Source organism: Nordella sp. HKS 07 (assembly GCF_011046735.1).
Taxonomy (GTDB): Bacteria; Pseudomonadota; Alphaproteobacteria; order Rhizobiales; family Aestuariivirgaceae; genus Taklimakanibacter.
Map to the genome: position 1 here is coordinate 3,923,714 of NZ_CP049258.1, position 18,099 is coordinate 3,941,812.

Sequence of the window (18,099 nt, forward strand, 5' to 3'; positions counted from 1 at the left end):
CGAAGTGGGATCACTTCGCCGAAAAGGATTCGCGTCAGATCAATATGTTGGAGCAAATCCTCACCGCCAAAGTCTTCAACTTTGGCGGGATTTGATCTAGAAGCGCTGGCCATGAAGCCGTTGTGGAATTCAGCTCTGGGACTCTTGATCGTGACCGGCGGCCTCCTGGGGCTGACTTTGCCTTTCGGCAAGCTCGCGACCGCAACGGGAGTCCCTCCCATTCTATGGGCTTTTGTCATATCCTGCGGGGCGGGCGGCGTCCTCTTCCTGGTTCTGCTCGCGCGCCGACAGCCCATCGCGCTCACCCGGCATCGTCTGCGTTATTTCATCATCGCGGCGGCGATCTCCTACGCCATTCCCAATCTGCTGCTGTTCTCGGCCATTCCGCATCTGGGAGCGGGCTATGCCGGCATCATGTATACGCTCTCGCCGATCGTCACGCTGGTATTGTCGATTCTGCTTGGCGTGCGCCGGCCCAATGCCCTCGGCATTGCCGGAATTGTTGTCGGCTTCATCGGCGCGGTCATGGTGGCGACCACGCGCGGTGTCGCAGATAGGCCGGCGGACATATTCTGGGTCGCGATCGGGCTTCTGATGCCGGTTTGCCTGGCGGCCGGCAATGTCTATCGCAGCTATGACTGGCCGAAAGATACGGGACCGATCCAGCTTGCCGCCGGCAGCCATCTAGCCACCGCGGCGATGCTGATCGCGGGGGCGGTCGGCATGGGCCAGGCCGGCGCCTTCGCGACCCTTTCGGAGGTGCCGTGGCTGGTGGTGTTGCAGGTCCTTTCGGCCGCCGCGATGTTCGCCTTCTATTTTCGCCTGCAGGCGGTCGGCGGCCCGGTCTATCTGAGCCAGATCGGCTATGTGGCGGCGGCGATCGGCCTTGCCACCGGTGTCCTGTTCCTCGGCGAACACTATCAGCTGCTGACCTGGCTCGGCGCGGCCATCATCGTCATGGGCGTGATCATGACGACCAAGGCACAGAGCCAGACCAGCGTTCAATAATCAACCTGGGTGAGATAGAGACCGGTCGGCGGCGCCACCGGTCCGCAACGGGTGCGGTCGTGCGCGTGAAGAGCGTTTCCGATCTCCTCGACCGGCCATTTGCCTTCGCCGACCAGCTTGAGCGAGCCCACCATCGAGCGAACCTGATGATGCAGGAAGGAGCGCGCCTCGACAAAGATGTCGATGACGTCACTGTCGCGCGTCACATCGAGGCGGTCGAGCGTCTTGACCGGCGACTGCGCCTGGCAGGAGGAGGCACGGAAGGTGGTGAAGTCGTGCTTGCCGAGGAGCGCCTGGGCTGCTTCGTGCATGGCCTTGTGATCGAGGGGGACGGGATGCCACCAGGCCTTTCCCTGTTCGAGCGCCAAAGGCGCGGGCCGGTTGACGATCCGGTAGAGATAGTGCCGGCGTATGGCGCTGAAGCGGGCGTGGAAATTCGGTCCCACTTCCTCGACCGCCAGCACACTCACCGGATGCGGGCGCAAATGGGCGTTGATGGCATTCCGCAGGATTCGTGTCTGCCAGCTGCGCTCGAGATCGACATGCGCCACCTGTCCTATGGCGTGGACGCCGGCATCGGTGCGGCCGGCGGCGTGGACTACCGGCCGCTCGCCGCCGGCCAGGACGGAAACGGCGTCCTCGAGAACGCCCTGGACCGTCAGCGCATCGGCCTGCAACTGCCAGCCGGCGAAAGGTCCGCCGTCATATTCGATGATCATCTTGTAGCGCGCCATGGCACCTTATGCCCGCACGCACCCCCCGGATGAAAGCGATTTCGCCTGGCGCGGGATGCGAAAAAGTGGACACCGGTTTTTCGCAAGAATCCCGCGCCAATATAGGAATCGATCACGTTTATGAGTTTGGATTGATTCAATCCAAACTCATCGTGATCTAGAGGGCCGTCAAGGTCTGAGGCGATCGTGACCTATTGCCGGGTCTTGTTAAGGGTAAACTCCCCCGCACGGATGCGCTCCGGCAACCGTTCCGCCATGCGCGCCACCGGTTCCTCGCCATAGGTGGTGATGAGGTCGGAAAGGGCTGCGAAAATCGCCGCCGTCGCCACGCAATCGGGATCGATGCCGTCATACACGGCCTCCTCCCAGGCTTCCATGATATAGCGTAGCGCCACATATTTGGGCTCGGTATGCGGCGCGGGGGCCGGTGTCTTCAGAGCTTCTCTATCCATTCCATCCACCTTGCAGTTCCCGGAACGCAGGGAAGCGCTTGCGAAGCCGACGCCCGGTACACCGGAGCCGGCGAGCCCACCAACCGAATCAGCACGATTTGAAACTTATCAGAGCAATGCGGCCGGACTATTTGATCCTTAGGAAAGGGTTAACGCCGGCGGCTCTTTTTGAATCAAGTCGTTAACATTTGCCAAGCCTGGCGGATGTAGTCGGCGGTGCCGGGCGTCATGTCGAGCTCGTCGAGGGCGGCCCGTTCCGCCCACTGGATATTCGTCACGTCGTCGCGGGCTTCCGCCTCGCCATGCAGCCAGTGCCCGGTGAAACAGACGATCAAATAATGGGCGACGGCGCGGCCGGATTCGTCATGCATGATCGCATCGTCGACGTCCACGAGTTTTACGAGATCGGCGGCGACGCCGGTCTCCTCTGCGAGTTCACGCGCTGCCGCTTCGCGCACCGTCTCGCCGAATTCGAGGCCGCCGCCCGGCAGGCTCCATTTGCCCTTCCACGGATCCTTGCCGCGCTCGACCAACAGGACCTTGCCGTCCCGCCACACGCAGGCGCTGACACCGATTCGGGGGAGAGGCTTGAGGTCGCTCATGGTCTATCGTAGCCCTTTGGGCGTGATTGATTCAATCCGGAGTCACTGTAATCTGCTTATGTGAGTCGACGACTTCTCACGTCACAATGGGGAAGAAACAATGGCTGACAACAAGAAGGCCCGCGGCAAGGCCGATCGCGCGAAGGTGGCGAAAGGCGAAACCTATGAAGTGGCCTATTTCGCCAGAAAGCACGGCATCACCGCCGCCGAGACCCGCTCTTTGATCGACAAGGTCGGCAACAGCCGCGACAAGCTCAACAAGGCCGCGGAAAAACTGAAGGCAAAAAAGAAGAGATAGACTCCCGCCAGATTCATTCGCACGCAACGTCGATCGACGCCGGGCACAGGTTGCGGCGGCTATCCGCGATGACGCGGTAGCCGAACGCTACGGCAATGAGGGCGCTGACGCCGGCAGTGACGGAGACCCAGAAGCCGCTGGAGGGACCGAAGGCGTCGACGACGTAGCCCGCGCCGAATGAGCCGACCGCCATGCCGATCCCGATGCCGGTCATGGCCCAGGTCATGCCCTCGGTGAGCCTGGCGGCCGGAATGCGCTGCTCAATGAGGCCAAAGGCGGTGATGAAGCTCGGCGAAACCGCGGCACCCGCGATGAAGAGCGCCAGAGCGAGCGTCGGTATGTCGCTGAGAAAGGGCAGCGGTAGCGCGGTCAGCGCCGCAATCAGAGTGGCGACGACGAATTGCTGTGCCAGGCTGGCTTTGAGCTTGAGCACGCCGAAGACGAGGCCCACCACGAGTGAGCCGGCCGCGTAACCGGCAAGGACGAAGCTGGCCGCGGCGGGTTGCCCGAGCTCCTTGGTCAGTGCGATGACCGCCACTTCCGCCGTGCCCAGAAGTGTACCAAGCGCCAGCAGGACGAAAGTGATGAGCTGCAGCGGGCGGAAGGAGATCACCGCCGGGCCGACGTTGCGTGTCGCCGCATGGATACGCGGCTCGGTCTTCTTCTGGATCAGAAAGAGGATTGTGCCGATGGCGAGGAATGCGGTGGCGAAAAGCGGCCCAGCTTCCGGGAACAGCGACACGCTCAGGCCGATCGAGAGCACCGAGCCCGTCATATAGAGTATTTCGTCGGAGACCGATTCAAAGGCGAATGCCGTTTTGAGCTGGGGCGTATCGCGATAAATCTCCGTCCAGCGCGCGCGGATCATCGCGGGCATGCTCGGCATGAGGCCGGCGAGTGTCGCGAAGACGAAAAGCAGAGGGCTCGGCCAGCGCCAATAGGTGGCGGCGAGCAGAAGGACGAAGGCCAATACGGCGGCGGTGGTGACGGGTGCCAGGATTCGGGCTTGGCCGAAGCGGTCCACCAGCCTCGAGATCTGAGGCGATATCAAAGCGTTGGTGAGCGCGAAAACCGCGGAGACGGCGCCCGCCAGCCAGTATTCGCCATGTGTCTGCGACAGCATCGCGACCAGTCCCATCGGCACCATCGCCATGGGCAGGCGGGCAATGAAGCCGGCCATGGCGAACGCGATCGTGCCGGGCGCCCGGAAAATGTCGCGATAGGGGGAAAACAAGACAATCTCCTGGATTCTAAGGAGCCCGTCATTTACATACGTGGCGTATGTGACTCCATATAGAAATATACCGATCGTATGTCAATTAACATACGAGATGTATGTGAATGAAGAAGCGCATGGCTCATAAACCCCGGGCGGAGATGATCGCTGAGACGCGGGCGAAGCTGGTGACGGCGGCTCGCAAGGCCTTCGGCACAGTCGGCTATGCGGAAGCTTCCATGGACGATTTCACCGCCGCCGCCGGCCTGACCCGCGGCGCGCTCTATCATCATTTCGGCGACAAGAAGGGACTGCTCAAGGCGGTGATCGCCGAGATCGACGGCGAGATGTGGGCGCGCATGAGCGCCGCCACGCGCAAGGCGCCCTCGCGCTGGCAGGGCTTCGTTGATGAATGCGTGACCTATGTCGAAATGGCGCTCGATCCCGAGATCCAGCGCATCATCCTGCGTGACGGCCCGGCCGTTCTGGGTGATCCATCGCAATGGCCGACCCAGAATGCCTGCATCCGCAATATGACCGCGACGCTCGAGAAGCTGGTCGAGGAGGGGACGGTCCGGGTACTCGATCCACAGGCGACAGCGCATCTTCTCAACGGCACGATGCTCTACGCATCGCTCTCGATCGCCAATGCCGAGGATCAGCAGCGGGCATCGCGAGAGGCGGTGCGCGCTATGACGCTTTTGCTCGACGGTCTCCTTGCAGAACCCAAGGCCTCCTGATGTGCAATCTCTACAAGCTCACCGCCAAGCCCGATCACTTGCGCGAGCTCCTGCGCTATATCGAGGAGCATGATTTTCCGCCACGCGCCTATGTGTCACCCGGTAGCCCCATTGCCATCATCCGAGCGGAGAGAGACAGCGTCCGCCATCCGGCTCTGGTGCGCTGGGGTTTCGTGCCGTCCTGGGCGAAGGAAGTGGCGCCCGGCAAGCCGCTCACCAATGCGCGCGGCGAGACGATCCTCGAGAAGGCATCGTTCAAGCACGCGATACGTCGTCGGCGCTGCCTAATTCCGGCGGATGGCTTCTATGAATGGTCGAGACCGGAAGGGCGCAAGCAGGCTTATCACATCGCGCGCCGCGACGGCGGCCCCTTCGCCTTTGCGGGGATCTGGGAGCACTGGCAGGGCGCCGACGGCAGCGAGCTCGAAACGGCGGCCATCGTCACGATGGAAGCCTTGCCGCCGATCGCCCAGCTGCATCACCGCATGCCGGTGATCGTAATGCCGGATCTTCACGAAGCCTGGCTCGCCAATGACAGGCTTGAGGCGGAGAAAGCCCTGGCACTGGTGAAGGCTAACCCTGACACCACGCTCAGCTTCGAGCCAGTGACGCTCGAACGCCGGGCGCCGGCGCCGAAACCTCCGCCGCCGGAGCCGGATCAGATGACGCTGTTTTGATTCTATGCCGGCTCGACCTCAAGGCCCGCGTCGGCGGCATCCTTGAAGCCGCCGAGATTATGGACATTCATGTAGCCCATGTCCTTCAGCACCTTGCCAGCGAGCGCCGAGCGCCCGCCCGAGGCGCAATAGAGGATGACCGGGCGATCCTTGCTGAACTGCGGGTCGTGATAGGGCGTCTCGGCATCGGCGCGGAACTCGATCATGCCGCGCGAGACATGTACCGCACCCTTGAGCTTGCCGCTCTTGGCGACTTCGGTGCCGTCGCGGACATCGACGAGGAGAGCGCCCTTGGCCACGAGCTTGCGGGCTTCCTCGGCGCTGATCTTCGGGACGGCGTCATTTGCGGCAGCCATGAGCTGCTTTACGGAAACGGACATCACTCTCTCTCCTGATCTGGCGGCGCGTCCTCTGTTCGAGGCGCATAGTGACAAAGTTCCGGTCTATCGTCACCACCTTTCAGGTGAGTTGCGCGATGACGGCCGCCGTGCATTCGCAATAAGCCGGTGGGTTGTTCGCTTCGGTCCTACTGCGCGCCAGTCTGGCCGCGATGCCTGAGGAAATGGTCGGCGAGCACAATGGCGAGCATCGCTTCGCCCACCGGCACCGCGCGGATGCCGACGCAAGGGTCATGACGTCCGGTGGTCACGATATCGGTGTTCTCGCCCGTTGCCGTCACCGTCTTGCGCGGCGACAGGATCGACGAGGTCGGCTTCACCGCGAAGCGCACCACGATCTCCTGGCCGGTCGAAATGCCGCCCAATACGCCGCCCGCGTGATTGGTGCTGAATTCGGGCTTGCCGTGGCGCATCCGCATCTCATCGGCATTCTCCTCGCCGGAAAGCAGAGCGGAGCCGAAGCCGGCCCCGATCTCGACGCCCTTGACCGCATTGATGCTCATCATTGCCGAGGCGATATCCTGGTCGAGCTTGCCATAGATCGGGGCACCCCAGCCGGGCGGAACGCCAGTCGCCACCACTTCGATGATAGCGCCGACGGAGGAGCCTCCTTTGCGCACTTTGTCGAGATAGTCCGCCCAGGGTTGGACGACTGACGCGTCGGGCGTGAAGAAGGGATTGTGGTCGACCTCGTCCCAGTTCCAGTGCGTACGGTCGATCTTATGCGGACCGATCTGGATGAGGGCACCGCGCACGCTCACTTGCGGAATGATCTTGCGGGCGATGGCGCCGGCCGCAACTCGGGCGGCCGTCTCGCGCGCCGAGGAGCGCCCGCCGCCGCGATAATCGCGCACGCCATATTTCGTGAGATAGGTGAAGTCGGCGTGGCCGGGACGAAACTTGTCGCGGATCGCCGAATAGTCCTTGGAGCGCTGATCGACATTCTCGATGACAAGGGCGACCGGAGCGCCTGTTGTCACCTGGCCACCGCTGCGTTCGTCCTCGAAGACGCCGGAAAGAATTTTCACTTCGTCGGGCTCACGCCGCTGTGTCGTGAAACGCGATTGGCCAGGCTTGCGCTTGTCGAGATAGGTCTGGATCTCGGCGGCGGTAAGGGGAATGCCGGGCGGACAGCCATCGACCACGCAACCGAGCGCCGGCCCATGGCTTTCACCAAAAGTGGTCATCCGAAACATATGGCCGAAGGTATTATATGACATGAGCCACCTGATTAAGGCGCAACGGCGGTGGCGTCAAATGCCGCCGCCCGCGGGATTGTTTACCAAATGGGCTGCGCTGTCGAACCAGTCGATGCGTCCATCCTGCAGGCGGCAGAAATGGCCCTGCGGGATAGGCATCTTGACCATGTCGGCAGGCTTCAGGCTCGAAACGAGACCGATCAGGCAGCGGCCGATGGCGCCATGGGCGACGATGACGGTCGGCCCGTCGAGACGGCCGATCCATTGCCTGACGCGCTCGAGTCCTTCCTCATAGCTCTCGCCTTCGGGCGGGCGCCAGCGGAAGCGCTCGGTCAGGTCCTTCGGATAATGCTGACTGGTCTTGAGGTCCTTGAAGTAATGACCTTCCCAGATGCCGAAGGCGAGCTCGAGCATGGCAGGCTCGATTTCGATCTTTGATTCCGGCAGGTCGAATTCGCGCGACAGATGGCCCATGGTCTGGCGCGTGCGCGTCAGCGGACTGGCGACGAAGAGATCCACCTTCGTCTTGCCGAGAAAGCTCTTGAGGCCGCGCGATATGGCGACCGCCTGCTGATGGCCCGTATCGTTGAGCGGAATATCGATCTGACCTTGAATACGGCCTTCGAGATTCCAGTCGGTTTCGCCGTGACGGATGAAATAGATCGGCGGATTGGGCTCAATCACCGTTTTGCGCGACCGTGATGTCGGGGGCTTCGGGATTCTTCATGCCGACGATGTGGTATCCGGCATCGACATGCATGATTTCGCCGGTTACGCCGCGCCCGAGTTCCGACAGGAGATAGAGGCCCGAATCGCCGACCTCGTCGATGGTCACCGTGCGGCGCAGCGGCGAGTTATATTCGTTCCACTTCAGGATATAGCGGAAATCGCCGATGCCGGAGGCGGCAAGCGTCTTGATGGGCCCGGCCGAGATGGCGTTGACGCGGATGTTCTTGGGGCCGAGATCGGCCGCCATATAACGCACCGAAGCTTCGAGCGCCGCCTTGGCGACCCCCATCACATTGTAATGCGGCATCCATTTCTCCGCCCCGTAATAGGTGAGGGTGAGGAGGGAACCGCCCTTGCTCATCAGCTTCTCGGCACGCTGCGCGATGGCCGTGAAGCTGTAGCAGGAGATGAACATGGTCTTGGTGAAATTGTCCGCCGTCGTGTCGACATAGCGGCCGGTCAACTCGTCCTTGTCGGAGAAGGCGATGGCGTGGACAACGAAATCGAGATCGCCCCATGCAGCACCTATGGCCGCGAAGGTTTCATCGACGGACGCCATATCGGTGACGTCGCAGGGCAGCACAAGCCTGGAGCCGATGCCGGCGGCCAGGGGCTCGACTCGCTTCTTGAGCGCTTCCCCCTGATAGGTGAAAGCCAGCTCGGCACCGTGGCGCGCGCAGGCCTGAGCGATGCCCCAACCGATTGACCGGTTATTGGCCACACCCATGATAAGGCCGCGCTTGCCGGCCATTAACCCTTTGGATTCACTCATGATTCGCCTTGGTTGCGCGTGAGGGGCCGAGGATTCCCCGGCGGCGCGTTTCTGGCACAGATGCTCTCAGAGGTCTACCTTTAAAGACATACAACTTATGTTGCGAATTGTGTTGCGAAATAATGGGTGATGGAAGCTCCTTGCGGCTCCTGACGCACCAGGCCGCGCTCGATCAGGTGCTCGATATGGGCCAGTGTCGAAAGCCCCGCCGCTATGTGGAGGCGAGGGTCGATATCGGCATAATTGGCCTTTACGATTTCCTCGATGGTTCGGTCCCCGGCCCTGAGCCTCGCCAGTATGGCCTCCTCGCGCATCTTCCGGTGCACCAGGTAGGCTCGGACCAATGATTTCGGCTCGGTGCTCGGGGGGCCATGAGCCGGGTGGTACAGTTCGTCCTCACGCTGCAGCAGTAGCCTCAGCGAGGCAAGATATTCGCCCATATTGCCGTCGGGCGGCGCAATCACGCTCGTCGCCCAGGCCATCACGTGGTCGCCGCAGAATAGCGTCTTCTCCTCCTTGAGCGCGTAGCTCATGTGGTTGGACATGTGACCCGGCGTGAATACCCCTTCGAGACTCCAGCCCTTGCCGGCGATAAGCTGGCCATGGGCGAGCTTGATATCGGGGGCGAAATCTCTGTCGATACTGGCATCGAGCCTGGGCAGTCCGGTATCGGATAGTTCGGAAGGGCTGACCGAACCGTAGCCGACGATTGCCGCCCCCGTCGTCCGTTGGAGACGGTGAGCCAACGGCGAATGGTCGAGGTGACTATGAGTTACCAAAATGTGACTGACGGACTCCCTCTGCACGGCAGCGAGCAAGGCTGCGAGATGCGCGCCGCTATCGGGTCCAGGATCGATGATCGCCACTTCACCGCGCCCGACAATGAAGCTTGCCGTGCCTTTAAAGGTAAAGGGGCCTGGATTGTCTGCGATGACGCGACGGACGAGCGGCGACAATGTCATGACCTTGCCGGGCGGGACGTCGAAATTGCGATCGAAGCTGAGCGGGGCCATCGAGCCGAAAGAACCGATTGTGAGGCAAACGCATCCGTTTTATATTCCGCAGCGTTCGCAGGGTTAAACAAAGCAGAGGGCAGAGATGACCACATCGACGACTACACTGGCAAGCCACGTCTGGCAGCTATCCGGATCCTGGAAGAAGCAGGCGCTTCTCGTCGTGCTGGGCAGCCTCTTCATCGCTGCTTGCGCTCAGGTCACCATCTACCTGCCGCTCGTGCCGGTGACGCTGCAGACCTTCGCCGTTCTCACTATCGGCGCTGCTTTCGGCATGCGTCTCGGCGCCGCGACAGTGGTGCTCTACCTGATCCAGGGCGCAATCGGTCTGCCGGTCTTCGCCGAGTTCCGTTCGGGCATTCCCGTTCTGCTCGGACCGACCGGTGGCTATCTCATCGGCTTCGTCCTCGCCGCCGCCGTGGTCGGCTGGTTCGCCGAGCGGGGCTATGACCGCCGCGTGCTCACCATGTTCGGCGTAATGATGCTCGGCGCCGCAGTCCTCTATATTCCGGGCCTTCTCTGGCTTGGCCAGATGTTCACCGGCTTCGACAAAGTGCTCGAGCTCGGTCTCTATCCCTTCCTCTGGGGCGACATGCTGAAGGCGGCATTGGCCGCGGTGGCGTTCCCGGCTGCCTGGAGTTTCTTCTCCAAGCGCTGACGCAGCACACTGTCGCTGATCGATCGAGGCGCGGGGAACATCTCCCGCGCCTTTTTGATATGGTCAGGGCGCAAATCGTGAGTTCCGCGCCATTCTCTTTCTAACCTTGTCGAGCGTGGTGTTTTTGAAACGAGAAATAGATCTTCCAAGTTTTCCCTGTTAATTCGCTGTATCTGCGCGGCCTTGAACTGGCGCTTTCGTCGCCGTCACCAGCTTCGATAGGAAGACGGGCTCGGCGCTGACATTCGTGAAACCCGCATCGCCGAAGATCCGGCTCAGATCCTCGCGCAGATAGGAAGAATAATAGGGCTCATGAAAGTTCGCCGGAAAGGCCTCGAGCATCGCGTCGACCTCAGGCGTGTCGCCGGTTTGCAGCGAATCCATGAAGACCAGCAGCCCCCCTGGTTTCAGGACACGCGCGAACTCCTTGGCGATCTCGCGGCGGATGAGCGGCGGTACTTCATGGAAGAGAAAGATCGAGGTGACGATGTCGAAGGAGGCGTCGGCGAAGGGCAGCGCCTCGGCCGCGGCTTGCTGGAAGCCGATCTTGTAAGGCCGAACGTGGCCGCGGGCCTCGTCGAGATAGGCCTCCGAGAGATCGCTGGCAGTGACGGCGAGGCGCGGAAAGGCCTCCTTGGCGAAGCGGGCAAAGCGTCCCGTGCCGCAGGCCACATCGAGGAGCGCCATCCGGCGCTGGTCCTTGTGGCGCAGATGCCGGGCGATCGGCACCAGGCACTGTCGGCGCATGGCATTGGCAGTGCCGGAGAACAGCACCTCGACCTGCGTGTCGTAGAGCTTCGCTGATTCTTCGGTCAGATAGCCGCCGGTCTGGAAGTGGAAATTCTGCAGGAAATAAGCGGGGAATTTCTCAACGAGTTCGGGCGAGTAGACTTCCGCGCTTCCACCTTGCGCCTTTCGCTCGGCGGCGCGCGGCAGATCAGCAAAGTAACGCCGGCTTGCTTCGACGACTTGGTGCAGGTTGCCATCATGATCGCGCGGCATCGGGTAATATCCCTTGCCGACATTGGCAAGATCGCGGGCGAAGAGCTCGCCCATTCGGGCGAAGATGTAGTCGCGCCCAGGCCCTCTGCCGCTGGGCCTATGCTCCTGTGCGGGCCTGGAGTCGCGGAAGCGGCGCGAGGCTATGTAATGCCCCATATACCAGGCGACGCGGGCGCCCTGTCTGCCGGCATATTCGAGGCTATGGAGGGGAGTCATCCGGTCTTCTCCGCCGCGATCAGATATTCGGTATTGCCGCTGCCGCCTTGGAGGGGCGACGGTATCAAGCCTATTCGAACCCAGCCCTGGTCCTCAAGCCAAGACGAGATATTGTCGCAAATCCGCTGACGCAACGTCTCGTCCTTCACGATGCCGTCCTTGCCGACCGCCTCGCGGCCGGCCTCGAATTGCGGCTTGATCAGCGCCACCAGCCTCGCCCCGGCCGTGGCGAGACCGAGCGCCGCCGGCAGTGCGAGTTTCAGCGAAATGAAGCTCACATCGCAAACGATGAAGTGAAGCGGCGCCTTGACATGATCCGCGGCGAGATCCCGGGCATTGAGGCCTTCCCACAAAGTGACGCGCGGATCGTCGCGCAAGGACGAAGCAAACTGATCATGGCCGACGTCAATGGCGGTGACATGGGCGGCACCCCGCTCTAGCAGGACTTCGGTAAAGCCGCCGGTCGAGGCACCAATGTCGAGACAGTTGAGGCCTTGCGGCGAGAGCGCGAAGTGATCGAGCGCGTGCTTGAGCTTGAGGGCCGAGCGCGCCACATATTGGCGCGCTTCGTCCGCCAGGGTAATGACGGCGTCCGCCGCTATCGGCTGCGCCGGCTTGGTGGCGATCGAGCCGTCGATGCTTACCGTGCCGCGCTTGATCGCATCGCGGGCGCGGGAGCGCGTGGGATAGAGCCCGCGCGCCACCAGCGCCTCATCGAGCCTCTCCCGGCTCACCCCGCGTCCAGTGGTTCCGTGCCGGAAGGCGTGCCATCCGCCTTGAGCGTGATCTTCTCGATGCGCGCCTCGGCATCCTTGAGCAGTTTCTCGCAGTGCTTCTTGAGCGCTTCGCCGCGCTCATAGATGGCGATCGAGGCTTCGAGATCGACCTTGCCGGATTCGAGCTTCTCGACAATATCCTCAAGCTCGGCCAGCGCCGTCTCGAAATTCATGCCCGCGATCGGGCTCTTCTCATTCGCCATCTGCATCGTCCTCATGATCAAATAGTGTCGGCTCGCCGCTGCCCCGGATCAGCGCCTGGACATGGACGGCGACCGAAGCGGCCAGCGCGCGTATGTCATAGCCGCCCTCGAGCACCGATACAACGCGGCCCTCGGCATGTTTATCGGCGATGTCCATGAGATTGAGCGTGGCCCAGACGAAATCCTCCTCGGTAAGATTGAGTCCGCCCAGGGGATCCTGGAGGTGCGCATCGAAGCCCGCCGAGATGACGACGAGGTCGGGTCCGAAGGCGTCGAGGGCGGGCAATATCGCCGTACTCATGGCGGACCGGAACTGCGGCCCGCCATCGCCATCCTGCAAGGGCGCGTTGAAGATGTTGCCGACGCCGGTTTCCGAGGCGGCACCCGTGCCGGGATAAAGAGGCATCTGATGCGTCGAGCCATAAAAGAGATCGCCGTCGGCCCAGAAAATGTCCTGCGTGCCATTGCCGTGATGAACGTCGAAATCGACAACCGCGACGCGCTCGGCGTCGTAACGCTGGCGGGCATAGAGGGCAGCGATGGCGGCATTGTTGAAGAGGCAGAAGCCCATGGCGCGGCGCGCTTCGGCATGGTGCCCCGGCGGGCGCATGGCGCAAAAGACATTGTCGGCCTCGCCAGTGAAGACCGCATCAACCCCGGCGACCGCAGCGCCGGCACCTCGTAGCGCGGCCTCGAGGGTACCGGGCGACATGAAAGTATCCATGTCGATCTGGGCGTAGCCCTGGTCCGGCGAGGTCTCGCGGATCAGGTTCAGATATCCGTCGGGATGGGCGCGGATGATATCCTCGTCGCGCGCCAAGGGCGCCTGCTTGCGCCGCAATGGTTTGAAATGCGTATGTGAGAGGATCTGATTGATGGCTTTGATGCGGTCGACCCGTTCGGGATGGCCTGGCGGGTTCTCATGAGCGAGGCTCGAATGATGGTGCAGCAGCAGGGTCGTCATGATGTCTGGCTTACGAACAAATCGGGCTGGAGGTCAACCGAGGCGGAATTGTTGTAGCGATCGAGATCGGTCACACCATGGGCGGCAAGCACCTCGTCATCGATGAGGAAATGCCCGCTGAAATCCACCGGTTTCGTCAAAATGAGATGAGCGGCATCCGCCATGATCTCGGGTTTGCGCGAGCGCCGCATCATCTCTTCGCCGCCGACGATGTTGCGGATCGCCGCGGTGGCGATGGTGGTGCGTGGCCACAGCGCATTGACGGCGACGCGCCCGCGATATTCCTCCGCCAGGCCCAAAGTGGCGAGACTCATGGCATATTTCGCCATCGTATAGGCGAGATGCGGCGCGAACCACGTGGGGTCGAGATTGATCGGCGGCGCCAGGGTGAGGATGTGCGGACGGGCCGATTTGAGGAGATGCGGCAGGCACAGCTTCGAGACCAGGAACGTTCCGCGCCCATTGACCGCCTGCATCAGGTCATAGCGCTTCATATCGGTGGCGAGCGTGTCGGTGAGCGCGATGGCGGATGCATTGTTCACGCATATATCTATGCCGCCGAAGCGCTTGAGGGTTGCGTCTACCGCAGCCTGGACCTGCGCATCGTCGCGGATATCGGTCTGGATCGGCAGGGCCTGGCCGCCGGCTGCCTCTATGGCTTCGGCGGCGCTGTGAATGGTGCCATCGAGCTTGGGATGCGGCCTGACTGTCTTGGCGGCGACGGCGATATTCGCCCCGTCGCGTGCCGCCCTGAGCGCGATGGCGAGGCCGATGCCGCGCGAAGCGCCGGTGACAAAAAGGGTGAGACCTTTCAGTGACGTCATCCTTCCTTAGCTGCTATAGAGACCCTCCTTGAATTGCAACCGGGAAACTCCTCTGACCCAATCCGTCACCTTGGCCGCCGAGGCTTTGATCGAAGGCAAGCTTGTCGCCTTCCCGACCGAGACCGTCTATGGGCTCGGTGCCGATGCGACGCAGGACAAGGCCGTCGCCCAGGTCTTCGCCGCCAAGGGCCGGCCGGCCTTCAACCCGTTGATCGTGCATGTATCGTCGCTTGAGGAGGCCGCGGCGCTGGGCGAGTTCAATGCCGAGGCGAGCGAGCTCGGCCAGCTGTTCTGGCCGGGACCGCTGACCCTGGTCGTGCCGCGCCGTCAAGGCTGCCCCGTATCGTTGCTCGCTTCGGCGGGCCTAGGCAGTCTTGCCATCAGGGTGCCGAAGCATCCCGTGGCGCAAGCTTTGCTCAAGGCGGTGCGCCGGCCGGTGGTGGCGCCCAGCGCCAATCCCTCGGGCCGCATCAGCCCGACTACGGCTGCGCATGTGCACGCCGGGCTCGGCGACAAGGTCAGCGTGATCCTCGATGGTGGACCTTCGGCCATCGGGCTCGAATCGACCATCATCGGCTTCCTTGACGGACGGCCGAGCCTGTTGCGTCCGGGAGGCCTGGCCCGCGAGGAAATCGAGCGCGCGCTCGGCCACAAGCTTGTCTCGGGCGGAGATTCTAAGGCCCCTTCGGCTCCCGGCCAGTTGGAAAGCCACTATGCCCCGAAGGCCCATATTCGGCTCGATGCGAAGGCCGCACGGGAGGGAGAGGCTTATCTCGCCTTCGGCGAGGCTCCGGATGCTCGCTACAATCTTTCCCCTTCCGGCGATCTGCTGGAAGCGGCCGCCAATCTCTTTCGCCTGCTTCATGAAATCGACGCGACCGGTGTTGCCGCTATCGCCGTGGCGCCCATACCTCGCCACGGGCTGGGTGAGGCGATGAATGATCGGCTGAGCCGCGCGGCGGCACCTCGCCCAGCGGAGAGCGAATGACGACGAAACCCTCCCTCGAAACGCTGGCCCGCCTTGCGGCAGTGGTCGGCGACAAATATGCCATCACCGATCCCGCCGCGATGGCCGCCTATATGACGGAATGGCGCGAGATCTGGATCGGCAAGTCGCCCTTAGTGCTGCGGCCTGCCTCGACTGAGGAAGTCTCCAGGATATTGGCGATCGCCAATGAGACGGACACCGCAATCGTACCGCAGAGCGGCAATACCGGCCTCGTCGGCGGGCAGATTCCCTTCGAGACCGGCGATGAGGTGCTGCTGTCGCTCGACCGCATGACGCGCATCCGCAATGTCGATCCGCTCAACAACAGCATTACCGTCGATGCCGGTGTGACGCTTCAGACGGTCCAGGGCGAGGCGGAAAAGGCCGGACGTTTCTTTCCGTTGAGCCTGGAATCGGAAGGATCCTGCCGGATCGGCGGGAATCTCTCGACCAATGCCGGCGGCCTCGGTGTCCTCGCCTATGGCAATACCCGCGACCTGTGCCTGGGGCTCGAAGTCGTTCTCGCCGACGGCCGCATCTGGAACGGCCTGCGCGGTCTGCGCAAGGACAATACCGGTTATGATCTGAAGAACCTTTTTATCGGCGCCGAAGGCACACTGGGCGTGATCACCGGCGCGGTGATGAAGCTGTTCCCGCTGCCGAGCGACCACGCCACCGCCTTTGTGGCATTGCCATCGGTCAAGGCGGCGCTCGATCTGCTGGCGTTGGCGCGGCAAAGAAGCGGCGGCCGGGTGACCGCGATCGAGCTGTTCCCGCGCAACGGCTTCGAGTTCACCATCAAGCATTTCGAGGTGCGCGATCCGTTCGGCGAGGCCTCGCCCTGGTATGTGCTGATCGAACTGTCGGGGGCGGGCGATCTCGCCACGCTGCTGACGGATATCCTTGGCGAAGCGGCGGAACAGGGCATCGTGAAGGATGCGACGATCGCCCAGTCGGAGACGCAGCGCAAGGATCTCTGGTTCATCCGCAAAGCCATCGTCGAAGTGCAGAAGCGCGAGGGCGGCTCGATCAAGCACGACATATCGCTGCCGATTTCCGAGCTGCCCGACTTCGTGGAAGCGGGGCTTGCGGCGATCCGCGCCTTCATGCCTGGGGCGCGGCCCATGCCTTTCGGCCATGTCGGCGACGGCAATCTGCATTTCAATGTGAGTCAACCGGTCGGCATGGACAAGGCCGCGTTCCTCGCCCAGTGGCAGGCGATGAACGACGTCGTCTTCGACGTCGTGCTGAAGCATGGTGGCTCGATCAGCGCCGAGCATGGCATTGGCCGGCTGAAGCGCGACATGATGAGCAAGATCAAATCGCCTGTCGAACTTCAGATGATGCGCGACGTGAAGAAGATCTTCGATCCCAAGGGCATTCTCAATCCGAACAAGGTGCTGCCGCCGTGATCGCCTTCCGTCCGATCGAAGACGGCGAGGTCGAGAGGCTTGTCGAGCTGTGGAAGGCCTGCGATCTGGTCCGACCCTGGAACGATGCGCGCCGCGATATCGATTTTGCGCGCGGCAAGGCGAATTCCGAAATTCTCATCGGCATTGAAGCCGGTGAGATTGTATCCTCGATTCTGGTGGGCCATGACGGCCATCGCGGCTGGTTCTATTACCTGTCGGTGGCGCCTGCGCGTCAGGGAAAGGGTCTGGGCCGCGCGACGGTCTCCGCAGCCGAGACCTGGCTCAAGGAACGCGGCGTCTGGTCGGTCAATCTGATGATCCGCACCGAGAACGCTGCCGTGCGGGACTTCTATGCGGCGCTTGGTTATGACATGCGCGATGTCATCGTGATGGGTAAGCGCGACCTCGATCGTTAAGATCTCCAATCCGCAACGGCATATGGTATGGTAGGGGCGCGGGGCGGCCTGTCTGCCATTATATGCGTTCGGGATTCAAGCCAAGACTGTGCAAACGTGCAACTCACGACGGGGAAAGCCGATGTACATTCTCTATGGAGGAGACTTCACCCGCGCACCGCTCGTTCAATGGGTGCTGGAAGAAGGGAAAATAGACTACGAGCTCAGAAAGATAGACATACTGAAGGGCGAGCACCGCTCGGCGGATTTCCTTGCCATTAATCCGGCGGGCTTGGTGCCCGTGCTGATCACCCCCGAAGGCGACGCGCTCTACGAAGTGGCCGCGTTGATGCTCTACCTGGCCGACCGGCATCAGCTCAAGGATATTTCCCCTCCCTTGACCGATCCGGACAGGGGGCTTTTTCTGTCGACGGTTCTCCATATTGCCGGCGAAATACAGCCTGAGATGAAACGCTTCCACTTTCCGCACCGTTTCTCGCTGAGGGCGGAGGACAATGCCGGCGTTCGGGACCTGGCAAAATCGCTTGTGCTTGGCCGTTTGAGCGTGATGGATACGAGGCTGGCGAAGAGGGGGCCCTATGTCCTGGGAACCCGGTTCTCTCTTGCAGATTTCTATTTGAGCTTCTGGATCGCGTATCTCGACCGCGACTATGTGTGCAATGAGTTTCCTGCGATCGCCAAGCTGTACGGCCTCGTTCGATCACGCCAGAGCACGATCCCCTATCTCGCGGAGACCGAGCGGATGGCAGAGGCCTATGCAGAGATGATAAAAAGGAAACCCGGCGGCGTCATCGCCTGACCG

General features: G+C 62.2%; 23 protein-coding genes. 9 read left to right on the forward strand and 14 right to left on the reverse strand.

Features of this window, described 5'->3' with window-relative positions; translation table 11 throughout:
- Positions 1–111: 111 nt before the first annotated feature.
- On the forward strand, positions 112–1,008 hold the full coding sequence (locus G5V57_RS18415) for a DMT family transporter (RefSeq protein WP_165169019.1): 897 nt from the start codon (positions 112–114) through the stop codon (positions 1,006–1,008).
- Here G5V57_RS18415 and truA read toward each other — a convergent pair.
- The 3 genes from truA to G5V57_RS18430 all read right to left on the reverse strand — a co-directional run bounded on the left by truA (position 1,002) and on the right by G5V57_RS18430 (position 2,796).
- On the reverse strand, positions 1,002–1,742 hold the full coding sequence (truA, locus tag G5V57_RS18420; protein ID WP_165169020.1) for a tRNA pseudouridine(38-40) synthase TruA: 741 nt from the start codon (positions 1,740–1,742) through the stop codon (positions 1,002–1,004). The two genes, G5V57_RS18415 and truA, sit on opposite strands and share 7 nt — an antisense overlap.
- A 191-nt stretch (positions 1,743–1,933) precedes the next feature.
- Positions 1,934–2,194 carry a hypothetical protein gene (locus tag G5V57_RS18425; protein ID WP_165169021.1) on the reverse strand — a complete coding sequence of 87 codons (261 nt, stop codon included), beginning with the start codon at positions 2,192–2,194 and terminating at the stop codon, positions 1,934–1,936.
- A gap of 173 nt (positions 2,195–2,367) precedes the next feature.
- Positions 2,368–2,796 (reverse strand): NUDIX hydrolase, encoded by a 429-nt coding sequence (locus G5V57_RS18430; protein WP_165169022.1) that lies wholly within the window; start codon positions 2,794–2,796, stop codon positions 2,368–2,370.
- Between the two features lie 100 nt (positions 2,797–2,896).
- On the opposite strand from G5V57_RS18430, the gene G5V57_RS18435 reads away from it, so the two are divergent.
- The gene (locus tag G5V57_RS18435) at positions 2,897–3,094 is read left to right on the forward strand and encodes a DUF3606 domain-containing protein (RefSeq protein WP_165169023.1); all 198 of its coding nucleotides are present in this window, start codon (positions 2,897–2,899) and stop codon (positions 3,092–3,094) included.
- Between the two features lie 13 nt (positions 3,095–3,107).
- Here the strand turns inward: G5V57_RS18435 and G5V57_RS18440 are convergent, their stop codons facing one another.
- Positions 3,108–4,328 carry an MFS transporter gene (locus tag G5V57_RS18440; RefSeq protein WP_165169024.1) on the reverse strand — a complete coding sequence of 407 codons (1,221 nt, stop codon included), beginning with the start codon at positions 4,326–4,328 and terminating at the stop codon, positions 3,108–3,110.
- A gap of 119 nt (positions 4,329–4,447) precedes the next feature.
- Here G5V57_RS18440 and G5V57_RS18445 point away from each other — a divergent pair, with 119 nt between their 5' ends.
- Entirely contained in the window at positions 4,448–5,050 is a 603-nt protein-coding gene (locus tag G5V57_RS18445) for a TetR/AcrR family transcriptional regulator (RefSeq protein ID WP_165169025.1), read from the forward strand.
- Positions 5,050–5,727, forward strand: a complete 678-nt coding sequence (locus tag G5V57_RS18450) for an SOS response-associated peptidase (RefSeq protein WP_165169026.1) — start codon at positions 5,050–5,052, stop codon at positions 5,725–5,727. The genes G5V57_RS18445 and G5V57_RS18450 overlap by 1 nt, the downstream gene beginning before the upstream one ends.
- 2 nt (positions 5,728–5,729) lie before the next feature.
- On the opposite strand, the gene G5V57_RS18455 is transcribed toward G5V57_RS18450, so the two are convergent.
- The 5 genes from G5V57_RS18455 to G5V57_RS18475 all read right to left on the reverse strand — a co-directional run bounded on the left by G5V57_RS18455 (position 5,730) and on the right by G5V57_RS18475 (position 9,838).
- On the reverse strand, positions 5,730–6,107 hold the full coding sequence (locus tag G5V57_RS18455; protein WP_165169027.1) for a rhodanese-like domain-containing protein: 378 nt from the start codon (positions 6,105–6,107) through the stop codon (positions 5,730–5,732).
- A 146-nt stretch (positions 6,108–6,253) separates the two neighbouring features.
- Entirely contained in the window at positions 6,254–7,345 is a 1,092-nt protein-coding gene (gene aroC, locus G5V57_RS18460; RefSeq protein ID WP_165169028.1) for a chorismate synthase, read from the reverse strand.
- A 33-nt stretch (positions 7,346–7,378) separates the two neighbouring features.
- Positions 7,379–8,008 carry a histidine phosphatase family protein gene (locus G5V57_RS18465; protein ID WP_165169029.1) on the reverse strand — a complete coding sequence of 210 codons (630 nt, stop codon included), beginning with the start codon at positions 8,006–8,008 and terminating at the stop codon, positions 7,379–7,381.
- Complete coding sequence (fabI, locus tag G5V57_RS18470) at positions 8,001–8,825, reverse strand: enoyl-ACP reductase FabI (RefSeq protein WP_165169030.1); 825 nt, start codon at positions 8,823–8,825, stop codon at positions 8,001–8,003. The genes G5V57_RS18465 and fabI overlap by 8 nt, the downstream gene beginning before the upstream one ends.
- Before the next feature lie 95 nt (positions 8,826–8,920).
- Positions 8,921–9,838 (reverse strand): MBL fold metallo-hydrolase, encoded by a 918-nt coding sequence (locus G5V57_RS18475; RefSeq protein ID WP_165169031.1) that lies wholly within the window; start codon positions 9,836–9,838, stop codon positions 8,921–8,923.
- An 85-nt stretch (positions 9,839–9,923) separates the two neighbouring features.
- Here G5V57_RS18475 and G5V57_RS18480 point away from each other — a divergent pair, with 85 nt between their 5' ends.
- Positions 9,924–10,496 carry a biotin transporter BioY gene (locus tag G5V57_RS18480; RefSeq protein ID WP_165169032.1) on the forward strand — a complete coding sequence of 191 codons (573 nt, stop codon included), beginning with the start codon at positions 9,924–9,926 and terminating at the stop codon, positions 10,494–10,496.
- A 159-nt stretch (positions 10,497–10,655) separates the two neighbouring features.
- Here the strand turns inward: G5V57_RS18480 and G5V57_RS18485 are convergent, their stop codons facing one another.
- Genes G5V57_RS18485 through G5V57_RS18505 form a run of 5 tightly spaced genes read right to left on the reverse strand, consistent with a single transcriptional unit; the run spans position 10,656 to position 14,481 of the window.
- Positions 10,656–11,714: a class I SAM-dependent methyltransferase gene (locus G5V57_RS18485; RefSeq protein ID WP_165169033.1), complete on the reverse strand. Its 1,059-nt coding sequence runs from the start codon at positions 11,712–11,714 to the stop codon at positions 10,656–10,658.
- The gene (locus G5V57_RS18490; protein WP_165169034.1) at positions 11,711–12,448 is read right to left on the reverse strand and encodes a TlyA family RNA methyltransferase; all 738 of its coding nucleotides are present in this window, start codon (positions 12,446–12,448) and stop codon (positions 11,711–11,713) included. The genes G5V57_RS18485 and G5V57_RS18490 overlap by 4 nt, the downstream gene beginning before the upstream one ends.
- Positions 12,445–12,693 (reverse strand): exodeoxyribonuclease VII small subunit, encoded by a 249-nt coding sequence (locus G5V57_RS18495; protein WP_371744545.1) that lies wholly within the window; start codon positions 12,691–12,693, stop codon positions 12,445–12,447. The genes G5V57_RS18490 and G5V57_RS18495 overlap by 4 nt, the downstream gene beginning before the upstream one ends.
- The gene (locus G5V57_RS18500; RefSeq protein WP_165169036.1) at positions 12,683–13,657 is read right to left on the reverse strand and encodes a histone deacetylase family protein; all 975 of its coding nucleotides are present in this window, start codon (positions 13,655–13,657) and stop codon (positions 12,683–12,685) included. The genes G5V57_RS18495 and G5V57_RS18500 overlap by 11 nt, the downstream gene beginning before the upstream one ends.
- Positions 13,654–14,481: an NAD(P)-dependent oxidoreductase gene (locus G5V57_RS18505; RefSeq protein WP_165169037.1), complete on the reverse strand. Its 828-nt coding sequence runs from the start codon at positions 14,479–14,481 to the stop codon at positions 13,654–13,656. Before G5V57_RS18505 ends, G5V57_RS18500 begins: the two co-directional genes overlap by 4 nt.
- A 28-nt stretch (positions 14,482–14,509) precedes the next feature.
- On the opposite strand from G5V57_RS18505, the gene G5V57_RS18510 reads away from it, so the two are divergent.
- The 4 genes from G5V57_RS18510 (at position 14,510) to G5V57_RS18525 (ending at position 18,096) form a co-directional block, all read left to right on the forward strand.
- Positions 14,510–15,469 (forward strand): L-threonylcarbamoyladenylate synthase, encoded by a 960-nt coding sequence (locus G5V57_RS18510; RefSeq protein WP_165169038.1) that lies wholly within the window; start codon positions 14,510–14,512, stop codon positions 15,467–15,469.
- Positions 15,466–16,881, forward strand: a complete 1,416-nt coding sequence (locus G5V57_RS18515) for an FAD-binding oxidoreductase (RefSeq protein WP_165169039.1) — start codon at positions 15,466–15,468, stop codon at positions 16,879–16,881. Before G5V57_RS18510 ends, G5V57_RS18515 begins: the two co-directional genes overlap by 4 nt.
- Entirely contained in the window at positions 16,878–17,297 is a 420-nt protein-coding gene (locus tag G5V57_RS18520) for a GNAT family acetyltransferase (RefSeq protein ID WP_165169040.1), read from the forward strand. Before G5V57_RS18515 ends, G5V57_RS18520 begins: the two co-directional genes overlap by 4 nt.
- A gap of 121 nt (positions 17,298–17,418) precedes the next feature.
- A complete protein-coding gene (locus tag G5V57_RS18525; RefSeq protein ID WP_165169041.1) occupies positions 17,419–18,096 on the forward strand; it encodes a glutathione S-transferase family protein in 678 nt (225 codons plus the stop codon).
- Positions 18,097–18,099: the final 3 nt, after the last annotated feature.